Origin of the sequence: Moritella sp. JT01, from assembly GCF_001574435.1 — a bacterium.
In the GTDB taxonomy this organism is placed as follows: domain Bacteria; phylum Pseudomonadota; class Gammaproteobacteria; order Enterobacterales; family Moritellaceae; genus Moritella.
This window is the reverse complement of record NZ_LOCN01000012.1, coordinates 12,873-24,559: the sequence shown is the minus strand read 5'-3', so window position 1 is coordinate 24,559 and position 11,687 is coordinate 12,873. Positions and strand designations below refer to the sequence as shown.

Annotated in this window: 12 protein-coding genes; 10 read left to right on the top strand and 2 right to left on the bottom strand. The window is 40.4% G+C overall.

Annotated elements, in window-relative coordinates; all coding sequences use genetic code 11:
• The first annotated feature begins 57 nt into the window (after positions 1–57).
• The 8 genes from AKG98_RS12080 to AKG98_RS12045 are packed head-to-tail and all read left to right on the top strand — an operon-like array spanning position 58 to position 7,773.
• Positions 58–1,227 (top strand): glycosyltransferase, encoded by a 1,170-nt coding sequence (locus AKG98_RS12080; protein WP_067046088.1) that lies wholly within the window; start codon positions 58–60, stop codon positions 1,225–1,227.
• Positions 1,217–2,230 (top strand): glycosyltransferase, encoded by a 1,014-nt coding sequence (locus AKG98_RS12075; RefSeq protein ID WP_067046045.1) that lies wholly within the window; start codon positions 1,217–1,219, stop codon positions 2,228–2,230. The genes AKG98_RS12080 and AKG98_RS12075 overlap by 11 nt, the downstream gene beginning before the upstream one ends.
• On the top strand, positions 2,223–3,089 hold the full coding sequence (locus AKG98_RS12070) for a glycosyltransferase (RefSeq protein ID WP_067046043.1): 867 nt from the start codon (positions 2,223–2,225) through the stop codon (positions 3,087–3,089). The genes AKG98_RS12075 and AKG98_RS12070 overlap by 8 nt, the downstream gene beginning before the upstream one ends.
• Positions 3,090–3,096: 7 nt before the next feature.
• Positions 3,097–4,170 (top strand): dTDP-glucose 4,6-dehydratase, encoded by a 1,074-nt coding sequence (gene rfbB / locus AKG98_RS12065; RefSeq protein ID WP_067046041.1) that lies wholly within the window; start codon positions 3,097–3,099, stop codon positions 4,168–4,170.
• Positions 4,160–5,047, top strand: a complete 888-nt coding sequence (rfbA, locus tag AKG98_RS12060) for a glucose-1-phosphate thymidylyltransferase RfbA (RefSeq protein ID WP_067046039.1) — start codon at positions 4,160–4,162, stop codon at positions 5,045–5,047. Before rfbB ends, rfbA begins: the two co-directional genes overlap by 11 nt.
• Complete coding sequence (gene rfbC / locus AKG98_RS12055) at positions 5,048–5,584, top strand: dTDP-4-dehydrorhamnose 3,5-epimerase (protein WP_067046037.1); 537 nt, start codon at positions 5,048–5,050, stop codon at positions 5,582–5,584. It abuts the gene before it with no gap.
• A gap of 11 nt (positions 5,585–5,595) precedes the next feature.
• Positions 5,596–6,477 carry a dTDP-4-dehydrorhamnose reductase gene (gene rfbD / locus AKG98_RS12050; RefSeq protein WP_067046035.1) on the top strand — a complete coding sequence of 294 codons (882 nt, stop codon included), beginning with the start codon at positions 5,596–5,598 and terminating at the stop codon, positions 6,475–6,477.
• 24 nt (positions 6,478–6,501) lie between these two features.
• Positions 6,502–7,773, top strand: coding sequence for a hypothetical protein (locus tag AKG98_RS12045; RefSeq protein WP_067046033.1), 1,272 nt, complete (start codon positions 6,502–6,504; stop codon positions 7,771–7,773).
• A 139-nt stretch (positions 7,774–7,912) separates the two neighbouring features.
• On the opposite strand, the gene AKG98_RS12040 is transcribed toward AKG98_RS12045, so the two are convergent.
• On the bottom strand, positions 7,913–8,809 hold the full coding sequence (locus tag AKG98_RS12040; protein WP_228140287.1) for a glycosyltransferase family 2 protein: 897 nt from the start codon (positions 8,807–8,809) through the stop codon (positions 7,913–7,915).
• Between the two features lie 182 nt (positions 8,810–8,991).
• On the opposite strand from AKG98_RS12040, the gene AKG98_RS12035 reads away from it, so the two are divergent.
• Together AKG98_RS12035 and AKG98_RS12030 are read left to right on the top strand one after the other, a co-directional pair.
• Entirely contained in the window at positions 8,992–9,423 is a 432-nt protein-coding gene (locus AKG98_RS12035) for an N-acetyltransferase (protein ID WP_067046032.1), read from the top strand.
• Between the two features lie 48 nt (positions 9,424–9,471).
• Entirely contained in the window at positions 9,472–10,497 is a 1,026-nt protein-coding gene (locus AKG98_RS12030) for a serine hydrolase (protein ID WP_067046030.1), read from the top strand.
• 40 nt (positions 10,498–10,537) lie between these two features.
• Here AKG98_RS12030 and AKG98_RS12025 read toward each other — a convergent pair whose 3' ends face one another.
• Entirely contained in the window at positions 10,538–11,665 is a 1,128-nt protein-coding gene (locus AKG98_RS12025; RefSeq protein WP_067046028.1) for an FAD-dependent oxidoreductase, read from the bottom strand.
• Positions 11,666–11,687 lie beyond the last annotated feature (22 nt).

The following is an 11,687-nucleotide window of genomic DNA, read 5'->3' as shown; positions in this document are numbered from 1 at the left end:
CTTTTTTAATGGTGATTATCTGCTGATTTAAGGCGGGTTGTGGTAGGTCGTTATGATATGAACATTTTACATATACACTCTGATTACCCCGATGGCCGCAATGATCAAAGTACGCCTGCTGTAAAATCATTATTAGACGCCACCTCTGGTATCTCCAATACCGTGTTCGTTATTCATCGCACCCCATGGCCTTGGCTGGTTCGTGTTATTCCGCATAATCCTACATTGTATTCGGTTTATTATTGGGGATTACCTTTTGGTTTAGCGCTGACTTTATCTTTATTTTTTGCTCGACATCTTCTTTTTAATCTTATCAAAAAGCAGCAGGTCAAATACCAGCTTATTCATGGTCATAAATTGGCTATTGATGGCACGTTAGGTGCTGCAATCGCGAATAAGATCGGAATTCCGTATTTCCTATCCGTTAGAGGGGGAACTGATGTACGTATTTTACAACGTAAATTCTTTTTACGATCACGTTGGAAAAAGGTCTTAGAAGAGGCGGAACATATATTTTGGGTGAGTTCTTGGGCGAAAAATCCAATTAAAAAAATGCTGAAAAGTACGTTCAATACATCGACAGCTCAATCGAGTTTGCTCCCTAATCCCTGTGAAATGAGTCAGCTAGCAGATATTAGTAAGCACAATCGAGCTGCGCATTTTGTTACCGTGTTTCGTTTTGAACAATATGAACGTAAAGGTATCATGCCATTATTAGAGGCTATCGCTAGACTTAGGGTTGTATACCCAGATATTAAACTGGATATATATGGTTCCGGACCTGAAAAAAAGATTAAAATAGTACAGGATAAAATTGATGCATTATCGTTAAATGAGCGTGTTTCGATTAAAGGGTGTATTGATAACACACAACTGCAGTACAAGTTAAAACAATATGCCGCATTTTTATTACCGAGTAAAAATGAGTCTTTTGGGATGGTTTTTGTCGAAGCGTTATTTTCTGGATTACCTATCTTATATCACGCTAATACCGGTATTGATGGCTATTTGGATGACATTGATGTGGGGATTAAGGTTCGTAATCAAGATATAGATGAGTTAGAGAACAAAGTCGAAGAGTTGATCGTGCGACATGATTTTTTTCAAAATCGTATAAGGTGTGCATTAGAAACACATGCATTAGACATTTTCGAGAAGAAAACGGTGGTTAATCATTATCAAAGTTTAGTTGATGGCCTTAATCTGGAGTATCGAAATGCCAAATAGAAAAGTGCTTGTCATTGCATCGGCAGGAGGACACCTTACTCAAGCATTATGCGCTTGTAGCCATGTTAATGATATTGTATTAGTGACAACGATGTCACTCGGTAACGATGATAAAATTAAGAAAACCTACACCATGTGGTCAACACAAAAAAATGCGTTTATTCACTTTGTAAATATTTTTCATGCCTTGTATGTGCTTTTAAAAGAAAGACCGCGGACAGTATTTACGACGGGGGGACCACTCGTTTTACCTTTTGCGCTAGTGTGTAAGTTCTTACCTTTAAAATTTGTATATTTAGATACGCTGTCTCGTGTTGTTGAACTATCTAATACAGGTAAATTTATTCATAAGTATAAGTTATACGATGAATTTATGTCGCAGTGGGAAGGGATAGCTAGAGAATATAAAGTGGAATATGCAGGCAAAACATTTGATTTAGCAGGTAAAGCCAACAAGGTCATCACACCATTACAGCCGCCTGAAAAACCATTGGTATTAGTGACGATGGGGACAAACACTTATCCTTTTCCACGCTTGATTACGGCAATGGCCAAGCTTGATATTTACAAGGATCCTAATGTTCGCTGGTTTATTCAAACCGGTGGCTTTGAGATTAAAGAAAAACCCGCTAATGGCGAAATTACAGCGATGATACCGAAGGATAAAATGGACGCCTTGGTAAAAGAGAGCAGCTTGGTGATTAGTCATTGTGGTGTTGGCAGTATCAATCACATGCTTACCTTTCAGAAGCGGGTGGTCTTTGTGCCGAGATTAGCGCGATTTGGCGAATTTTCTGATGATCATCAATTACAAATTGCGAAAGAGTTATGCAACCCTAATATGAAAGTTGTTTATCCCGATGAATTATTACCTGAATATAGTGTGGCAGAGCTAATTTCAATACCAAGGTATGACAAGGCAATAGATATAACAAATCATACGTTTGCTTCTGTTATCGATAAAAAACTATTCGTTGAGCAAAGGGAAGATTCCTATGGCTAATAAACTATTAATTTCTGTTGTTATTGTTGATTTTTTTAAAGCTGAACGAGTTGTAGATAATGTCGAAAGGGTACTGATTCAGCAAGGTGATTTTGATATAGAAGTTATCGTTATTGATAACTCAATGGATAGTGGCAACCAACAAATACTGTCCCAATATCAAGATACAGATAATGTAACCTTGATTTTTAATCAACACAATAATGGTTATACCCGAGGTTGTAATCAAGGTGCTGATTTATGCAGTGGTGACTATTTGTTTTTTGTAAACCCGGATATTGAATGGAAATCGGTCACGACACTGGCTGATATTATTGCTATATACCAACGTGATAAAGGTATAGGCATTGTGGGTACTCGACAACTTAATGATGATGGTTCGACCCCTGACACGGTACGTCGTTTTCCTAATTTAATCGCACAGGTGGTACGCAGAACGTCACTTAGAAATTGGCCAATCCTGAAAGGGATTGCGGAGTATTACGAATATGCTGAATTTGACTATTTTAAACCGGCTAATGTGGATTGGATACAGTCATCTTTCATGGCGCTCAGTCGTGACGTTTGGGAACGAATAGGTGGTTTTGACAATCGTTATTTCATCTTTATGGCAGATCCTGATATCTGTTATAAGTGTTGGGAGCTAGGGTATAAAGTTCATTATGAAAGTGACATCGTCGTCGGTGCTGATGGACTACGTTGCAGTGCTGGCGGTATTTATGATGTATTTAGTAATCGCGTATTACGTTGTCATATTCGAGACGCCTGTATTTATCATTTACAGTATTTATTGAAGCCAAGAATACCTACCGCGCGAAAGTTACAGGTTCAAGGGTCTTCAAGCGTTAATTACGAGTAGCACCAATATGAAGATATTAGTCACTGGCGGTGCTGGGTTTATTGGCAGTGCTGTTATTCGACATATATTAATCGATACTGAGCATGAGGTCGTTAACCTCGACAAATTAACGTATGCAGGTAATTTAGATTCAATACCGGTGACGTTAATATCATCTCGCTATGTATTTGAGCATGCTGATATATGTGATAAAGAAGCGGTGACACGTATTTTGGGACAGCATCAGCCAGATATTATTATGCACCTTGCTGCTGAATCTCATGTTGACCGTTCAATAGAAAATCCCAGTTGTTTTGTCGAAACAAATATCATCGGTACTTACAATCTGCTTGAATCGGCTAGAGTATATTGGTTGTCATTAGACGCTGTAAAAAAGGCGGGTTTTCGTTTCCATCATATTTCAACCGATGAAGTGTTTGGTGATTTAAACAACCATGACGATTTATTCGTTGAGACGACCGCTTATGATCCCAGTTCACCTTATTCAGCAACCAAAGCCAGTTCCGATCATTTAGTTCGTGCTTGGTTAAGAACGTATGGGTTACCTACATTAATCACCAATTGCTCGAATAACTATGGCCCTTATCACTTTCCTGAAAAGTTGATCCCTCACATTATTTTAAATGCGTTGAGCGGATTAGCACTACCTATCTATGGCGATGGTAAGCAAATTAGGGATTGGTTATATGTTGATGACCATGCTAAAGCACTCGTGTTAGTGGCAACAAAAGGGGGGATTGGTGAAAGTTACAATATTGGTGGGCATAACGAAAAACAGAATATAGATGTAGTACATACCTTGTGTGATGCGCTGGAAGCACTTGTACCCGATAAGCCTAATGGAATTGAACATTATCGCGACTTAATTAAATTTGTTCGCGATAGACCGGGCCATGATCTTAGGTATGCGATTGATGCGAGCAAAATTCAACGTGAATTAGGCTGGCAACCAGAAGAAACATTTGAGACTGGTATCAGAAAAACGGTGCAGTGGTATTTAGATAATACAATATGGTGGCAGCGAGTTCTAAGCGGTGATTATCAGTTAACTCGTCGAGGAGAAAGTGCTAATGGGCGATAAAAAATACAAAGGTATTGTGTTAGCGGGTGGCTCAGGTACGCGTTTACACCCCATCACCAGAGCGGTGTCTAAGCAGCTACTACCGATTTATGATAAGCCAATGATCTACTACCCAATCTCGGTACTTATGCTGGCTAATATTAAAGATATATTAATTATTTCGACGCCAGAGGACCTTCCACACTTTAAAAATTTATTCGGTGATGGCTCGACATTTGGGCTGAACATTGAGTATGCAGAGCAGCCAAGGCCAGAGGGGATTGCGCAAGCTTTTATCATTGGTGAAGACTTTATTGGCGACGATAATGTCTGCCTGATATTGGGAGACAATGTCTTTTATGGTCAGCACTTTACGGGAAAATTGTTAAATGCAACGAGCCGAGATGAAGGGGCAACGATCTTTGGTTATCAAGTGACGGACCCAGGCCGATTTGGGGTGGTGGAGTTTGATAGTGAAGGTAACGCGATCAGTATTGAAGAAAAACCCGAACACCCTAAGTCGAATATCGCTGTCACGGGTCTATACTTCTATGATAACCGAGTCATTAATATGGCTAAATCATTAACCCCGTCGGCACGTGATGAAGTCGAAATAACGGATATAACCAATATGTATTTGGATGTTGGAGACTTGTTTGTTGAGCGCTTTGGCCGTGGTTTTGCTTGGTTTGATACAGGTACACATTACTCATTATTAAAAGCATCGATGTTTGTGCAAACCATTGAAGATAATCAGGGTTTAAAAGTTGCGTGCTTAGAAGAAATTGCATTCTCACAAGGCTGGATCACACGGGGGCAATTAGAAGATCAAGCTTGCTTGTTACAGAAAACGGAGTATGGGCAATATCTTTACGGTTTACTTAATGAGGACCTGTAGATGAAAGTCTCTAAGACACCCATTGATGGTGCGTTGGTTATTGAACCGGATGTATTTGGTGATGACCGAGGCTTTTTTATGGAAACATTTCAAGCCGCACGTTATAGAGACGTTATAGGTGATGAATTTAACTTTTTACAAGATAACTACTCTCGTTCTATGAAAGATGTTTTGCGCGGATTACATTTTCAAAAAACGAAATCACAAGGTAAGTTAGTGCATGTCGTGATGGGGGAGGTTTATGATGTTGCCGTTGATATTCGGTTGGACTCTCCCACGTACGGTCAATGCCATGGTGTGCGCTTAAATGCCGAAAATAAGTTGCAATTTTGGTTGCCGCCGGGGTTAGCACATGGTTTTGTCGTGTTGTCTGAAATGGCTGATTTCGAATATAAATGCACAGACTATTACGATCCAAACGACGAGGGCTGTCTTATTTGGAATGATCCAGCATTAAATATACATTGGCCTTGTAGTAACCCTTTACTCTCTGACAAAGACAAGATGGGACTTAAGTTTAAAGACTTGTTTCTTTAAGGACGTATTTTATGGACCGACTACTTGTGACAGGGCTGAAAGGGCAGATTGGCCAATCGATACAAGCCCGTGTTGATCATCAGTTGTGGGACGTTTTACTTACCGATATTGATACACTGGATATTACGAATGCAGAGCAAGTTTCATTGTTTTTTTTGCAATTTAGACCCGATGTAGTGATTAACACTGCCGCTTATACTCAGGTTGATAAAGCTGAAAAAGAAGTCGCTATTGCAGAAGCTGCCAATGCTTACGGCCCTTATTTACTTGCAAAAGAATGTCAAAAAATAGGGGCGCTATTGATTCACTTTTCTACAGAATATATTTTTGGTGGCCACGATAAAGCGGGTTATTTAGAAACAGATAAACCTGCCCCTTTGAATGTTTATGGCAGAACAAAGTTACAGGGTGATCAATATGTAAAATCGTATTTGACCAACTATATTATTATTCGCACATCCTGGGTGTTTAGTGAATACCAACATAATTTTGTTGCGACTATGCTATCACTTAATCGTAATACGGATGAAATTCGTGTTGTTAACGACCAGCTAGGTTGCCCAACGTATGCAGGTGATCTGGCTAACTTGGCGCTCGATATTGCCAAGGATTACACGCTTGAAACTGGCCGTTATCAATTCGGTGAATATAATTTTTGCGGTGATAGAGGGGTTAGTTGGTTTGATTTTGCTTGCGCTATTTTTGAAGAGTCGAATAAATATCAATCCGATGGGCGATATCTAAATTTAAAAGCGGTGACGAGCGAAGAATACGCTTCAATCGCCAAACGGCCAAAAAATGGCATTTTAAATTGCCATAAAATATCGCCTATATTTAAACCGTCTAATTGGCGTGAAAAATTACAACATGTGGTTAAGAAATCAATTGCATAACCGTTCCATCGCTGGGGGAAATCAATGATAAATAGAAATTTATTAGACGCATATAAAATCGAACATGGGAGTATTAAGGTTGCCATTGCTGGTGCAGGTTATATCAGTAAAGGGTTGATACAACAGATCACATTACTTGATTTTATTGATGTAGTGTCGATCTACTCTAAAACCCGCGCGCCTATTATTGCGTTATTAAAAGATGCCAACTTACCTTTATCTATTATTGCCGATGATATTACAGAGCTATGTGAAAATGATGCGGACATTGTGATTGAATTGACAGGTGATACTGAGTTTGGCTGTGAGCTTGCTCTAGCAGCATTAGCAGCGAATAAGCATTTTGTTGTCAGCGCTGAAACCGACGCATTAGTTGGGCCTGTTCTTGCTGAGTTATTCCGTGAAAAAGATCTTATCTACAGTAATATGTGGGGAGATGAACCCGGGTTAATTAAGCACCTTTATAATTACGCGGATGTATTGGGCTTTGGTATTGTTGCTGTTGGTAAATTTAAGGGCTTTCACGATTCGTTTGCCAATCCAGATACTGTACTTCCTTGGGCTGAAAAGTCGGGGCAAAAACCGACGATGATCGCCTCGTTTGCAGATGGCTCTAAAATGTCGATGGAAATGACGATTGTTTCTAATGCCACTGGTTTGGTTGCTGATGTCCCTGGTATGCACCTCGCAAAAGGGACGCTTGAAGATATTGTCGACTTGTTACAATTAAAAGAAGACGGCGGTATTTTGAATCGAACTGGTGTTATTGAAGTCGTTTGTGGTGTTGAGCCCAGTGGTGGGGTATTTGCTGTTATCACCACGGACAAGCCTGAGATATTACATTCTCTTTCGTACTATAAAATGGGTGATGGTCCTAATTATCTGTTGTATTTACCTTACCATATGCCCGGGATTGAAGCTTTATACGGCTTATATGTGAATGTTGTTGAACATCAATCTATTGTTCGGCCATTGGGTGCGCCTGTGTCTGATGTGATCTCTCGTGCGAAGCGAGATTTGAAAAAAGGGGACCAACTCGATTGCATTGGTGGTTATGATTATTATGGTGAGATGACCAGCGCAGGGCTATCGGTTGAACATAACGCATTGCCCTTAGGTTTAGCGACGGGTGCTAAATTGTTAGTGGATATTAAAAAAGGTGAACCGATTTTATTTCAACATGTAGAAATACAAGGTCATAAAGTTGGCTGTAAATTACGAGAAAAATTCAGTGAAATGGTGCAGGGAAGTCGATCATTAGATACTCGTGATATTAAACGGGCTAATTTAGGTTAGGTTCATAGCGCTAATATACGACGCAGTTAATACCAAAAGCGAGTCATTTTACCAGTGACTTGTCTTTTTGTGTTTATGACTTGTGTTTATGACGGGCTAGGTCGACTATAGGCTATTTACGTAATCAGGTTAGGTTGCTTTAATTGTACAGTTTGATGGTGTCGGTGGTAAATAATGCTTTTATTTTTCCGTATTTATCAACTAATTGTAATAATGGTTTTGCATATTTTGATTGGCCAAAAGGTAATTTAATTAACACGATAAAGAGTAATACAATGAGTTTTATTAACACATCGCCAAAGTAAGTGAGTTTGTTCCTAATGGGTGCTTTTTGCATGCGATAACGTGTATAGGTTTCACCTATACGTATGGCTCTTTTCAATAAATAATGTATGTTTAATCGATTACTTGCCACTTCTTCACTGACATACGCTTCACTTGAGCACACCAACTTACCGCCATGCTGATATAGTCGATAAAAGAAATCGGCATCCTCACCGCCTGTTAAACCATAGTTAGAATCGAACTTGAGTTGGTATTTCTGTATTGCGGTTTGACTGACTAAGGTTGAATTAGTTGCGCCGCTAGTGACTGCTTGGCCATTACTTACCGTAGATCTATCAAACACACCAGATTCGATTATCCATTGTGGTGTGTGGTTAGGGTAGGTTGATTTAACGCGACCGAAAACGGCATCTGCTTGATAGGTTTGCGCGGTTGCTAAGAGTTGCGTTAACCAGTCGGGATCTGCAACTTCATCATCATCGATAAAGGCGATCCATTCACCCTTGGTATTATCCATTGAACAGTTACGTGCTAACGCGATATTCTTCGCCGTTTCTTGGCGATAAAAAACAGGGATATTCATGAGGGCTGCTTGTGCCTTGACGAGCTTTTCGGCATAGCCTTGCTCATCGTTATCAACCACGATAACTTCAATGTTGACATGTTCGGGTAGCCGCAATGCTGCAATACTCTTCAGGGTATCGACGACATGATCTCTTTGGTATGTGCACATGCAAATAGATATCATCATTTCTGTTTTCACCTATCAAGTGATGACCTCCTAGTAATTGTAGTGAGGGAAGACGCTATTCGCTATTATGATGGTTGATTATACAGAACAGAATGCGGCACTGTTCACCTTATCGATCTTGTTATATTAATCACTTATAGGTACTATCCATTATTTCAGCCATTTTCAAATATAGACAACCGATGAACCTGGAATACAGACGCGCTACTGAGCAAGATTATTATTTTGCGTTTAACTTAAAAAAATCCGCTGAATATGGGCCGATTAACGCTATTTTTGGTTGGGATGAAGTACTACAGCAACAAATGCATGCAGAGGAATGGGCGGTTGGTAAACCTATGTTGATCTGTATTGATGGTATCGCTGTTGGCAGCTATAAGATTGAAATAAACGCTGGCCATATTCATTTTTGTCGCTTTTTCTTATTACCGGAACATCAAGGGAGAGGCATTGGTAGCAAGGTATTAAATCAGCTCATAACACTTGCCAAAGAGAAGCAATTACCTTGTAAGCTAAGTCATTTACAAGGTAATCGAGTCGGTGAGTTATATGCCCGTTTTGGCTTTGTTATTGACGACTGTGATAGCCAATTTGTTTATATGTCTCGCCAATAAATAATGCGTTTAGATTATTCCCCACACCGTTATAGATGGATTTATAAAATGATGAAAACCAATGTACTTGCCTGTCGTTTGGCGTATAGCTTAGCGATGACGTTGCCAATGGTAAGTGTTGCTGCACAACATAATGTCACTGAATTTAAATCAGTATTTACCAGTACAAATGTACCAAGAGTGTTTAGTGGCGTGGCCGTTATTGCAAAAGGTAATGACATTACGTTTAGTTATACGTCAGCATCTCAGTCAGCAAGTTCTGACTCGGCAGCGCCCGCATTTACATTACAAACACCCTTTGTAACCGCATCATTAAGTAAGCAAATGACGGCAGCGTTAGTCATGCGAGAAGTTGATCAAGGTCGACTCGAACTTGACGCGCCAATTACTCAGTATCTTGAACACTTAAAAGGGAACTGGGATGCGGTTATAACGGTTAGGCAATTGCTTAATCATTTATCTGGTATTGTGGCGATGAATAAACCACTTAAAACAGCCCCTGGTGATGTGTTTGCATATTCAAATACCGGTTATAACTTGTTAGGTGAATTAGTCGCTACGACATCAGGAAAAGACTATGAAAGGTTAGCGTCAGACATGTTTGCATACTGTGGTATGGACAATACCAATCCATCAAGTAATACCAACAATGCGCTTCGTTATCATGAAAAATTACCGGGTGAGCTGGTGGTGATGACTAAGGACCTGCCTGCTAGTTCAGCGCCAAGTGCAGGTATTATCTCTACCGCCGAAGACTTAGTGGCATGGAATCAGTGTTTGCATCATAGCGACCTGATATCAGCAAAATCGCATGTACAGATGGTCACTAAAGCGGCGACTAGAAAACACCGTTGGGGTGAGCTAGGTTATGGTTTTGGTCTGCAATTATCTGACAAAACAGCGATGCAAGAATGGAGTCACAGCGGTTATGTTCTGGGTTATATTTCGACGTTAAGCTATTACCCAAAATCAGATACCAGCATGATCCTACTGGAAAATATATCTTGGTATCCGAAAGACATGACTCGGGTATTTTATTACCATGATCAATTACGTAGTCAGTTATTAAAGTAAGCTAAGGCTGTAAATAGACCTGTATTCTATACGAATGTTTTTAAGTTGGAATACGAGCGATGACAGCTTCTGCCGCTTCTAGCGCGCCTTCGATATAACCCCCGTTTTCTTCTGCGGATTCAGTTCCCGCAAAGTACCAACCTTGTTGGTAAACAGGCGCCAGCGCTGATTGAACATCGCGTAACCCATAATGTGGGTGAGCATTGGGTGCATTTTTATCGGCATCCGTTGCTGTCATGGTTTCTTGGCTCCAGTCGACTAACTTCACATCAATAGGTTGAGCGGCTTGTTCACCATAAATACGTACAAGCTGTTTTACGGCTAACGATTTAATTAACTCATTACCTGCCGATTGGCGAGTACGTGCATCAATCCCCACAAAACCAAATAGTGCGCCTGCGCCCACATTACTACTATCGGCGGTACTACTATCGTCGATAGCCCAATCAATTGTACTTGCATCATGTATTTCTGCTAACGGGCCCACTTGGCTACTGGCCGAACCGGACAAACCCGCTTTACGCCAGAAGGGTGTGTCGTAAATGGCAAAAAATTTAGCATGTGCTGCCATCCATGTCGCAGTCGATGCGAACTTTTTCTGTACTTTCGTCGGCAATTCAGGTGATAACGTAATGCTATTTGCAAGTAAGCGTAATGGCATCGCAAAGATAACCTGACGCGCTTGTATTGTTTGTAGTTCACCGTCTATTTCGGCTTTGATGATAGAATAACTATCTTGCTCTGTCGCAGTATGGGCTACATGCGTGACCTTAGCGTTGCGAATAATACGCTCATTGATTAGCTTCGCTTTAATACCATCAACAACAGTTTGCATACCACCAGCAACACGCATTGATTGCGGTGAACCAGCGTAACCTGGTTCATAACGCTGCGGTGGTTTGTTCTCGTGTTTATCAAACAAGAACGCGCCTTTATCATGCTGTGGGAACACTGGTAAATGTAGATCATCAATCAAGGTGGTAATACGTGGGTGCATGTCAGGCCAAAACCAAGAAGGCCCCATATCAAACTGGTCTTCGGTATATATTCGGCCACCCAGTCGCGCTCGACCTTCGAGTAAAATATAATGCTTACCAAGCTGTTCTAATAAATAAGCCGTATATAAACCGCTTAATCCACCGCCAATAATGACAAATTCTGTTTTCATGTTAATACCTTAATAAGTGTAG

What these genes read in the sequence shown, in the direction of transcription:
- rfbC (WP_067046037.1), top strand. Translation starts at nt 5,048, where the DNA reads ATGAAAGTCTCTAAGACACCCATTGATGGTGCGTTGGTTATTGAACCG.
- rfbB (WP_067046041.1), top strand. Translation starts at nt 3,097, where the DNA reads ATGAAGATATTAGTCACTGGCGGTGCTGGGTTTATTGGCAGTGCTGTT.
- AKG98_RS12025 (WP_067046028.1), bottom strand. Translation starts at nt 11,665, where the DNA reads ATGAAAACAGAATTTGTCATTATTGGCGGTGGATTAAGCGGTTTATAT.
- rfbD (WP_067046035.1), top strand. Translation starts at nt 5,596, where the DNA reads ATGGACCGACTACTTGTGACAGGGCTGAAAGGGCAGATTGGCCAATCG.
- AKG98_RS12030 (WP_067046030.1), top strand. Translation starts at nt 9,472, where the DNA reads ATGATGAAAACCAATGTACTTGCCTGTCGTTTGGCGTATAGCTTAGCG.
- AKG98_RS12040 (WP_228140287.1), bottom strand. Translation starts at nt 8,809, where the DNA reads ATGATGATATCTATTTGCATGTGCACATACCAAAGAGATCATGTCGTC.
- AKG98_RS12075 (WP_067046045.1), top strand. Translation starts at nt 1,217, where the DNA reads ATGCCAAATAGAAAAGTGCTTGTCATTGCATCGGCAGGAGGACACCTT.
- AKG98_RS12035 (WP_067046032.1), top strand. Translation starts at nt 8,992, where the DNA reads ATGAACCTGGAATACAGACGCGCTACTGAGCAAGATTATTATTTTGCG.
- AKG98_RS12045 (WP_067046033.1), top strand. Translation starts at nt 6,502, where the DNA reads ATGATAAATAGAAATTTATTAGACGCATATAAAATCGAACATGGGAGT.
- AKG98_RS12080 (WP_067046088.1), top strand. Translation starts at nt 58, where the DNA reads ATGAACATTTTACATATACACTCTGATTACCCCGATGGCCGCAATGAT.
- AKG98_RS12070 (WP_067046043.1), top strand. Translation starts at nt 2,223, where the DNA reads ATGGCTAATAAACTATTAATTTCTGTTGTTATTGTTGATTTTTTTAAA.
- rfbA (WP_067046039.1), top strand. Translation starts at nt 4,160, where the DNA reads ATGGGCGATAAAAAATACAAAGGTATTGTGTTAGCGGGTGGCTCAGGT.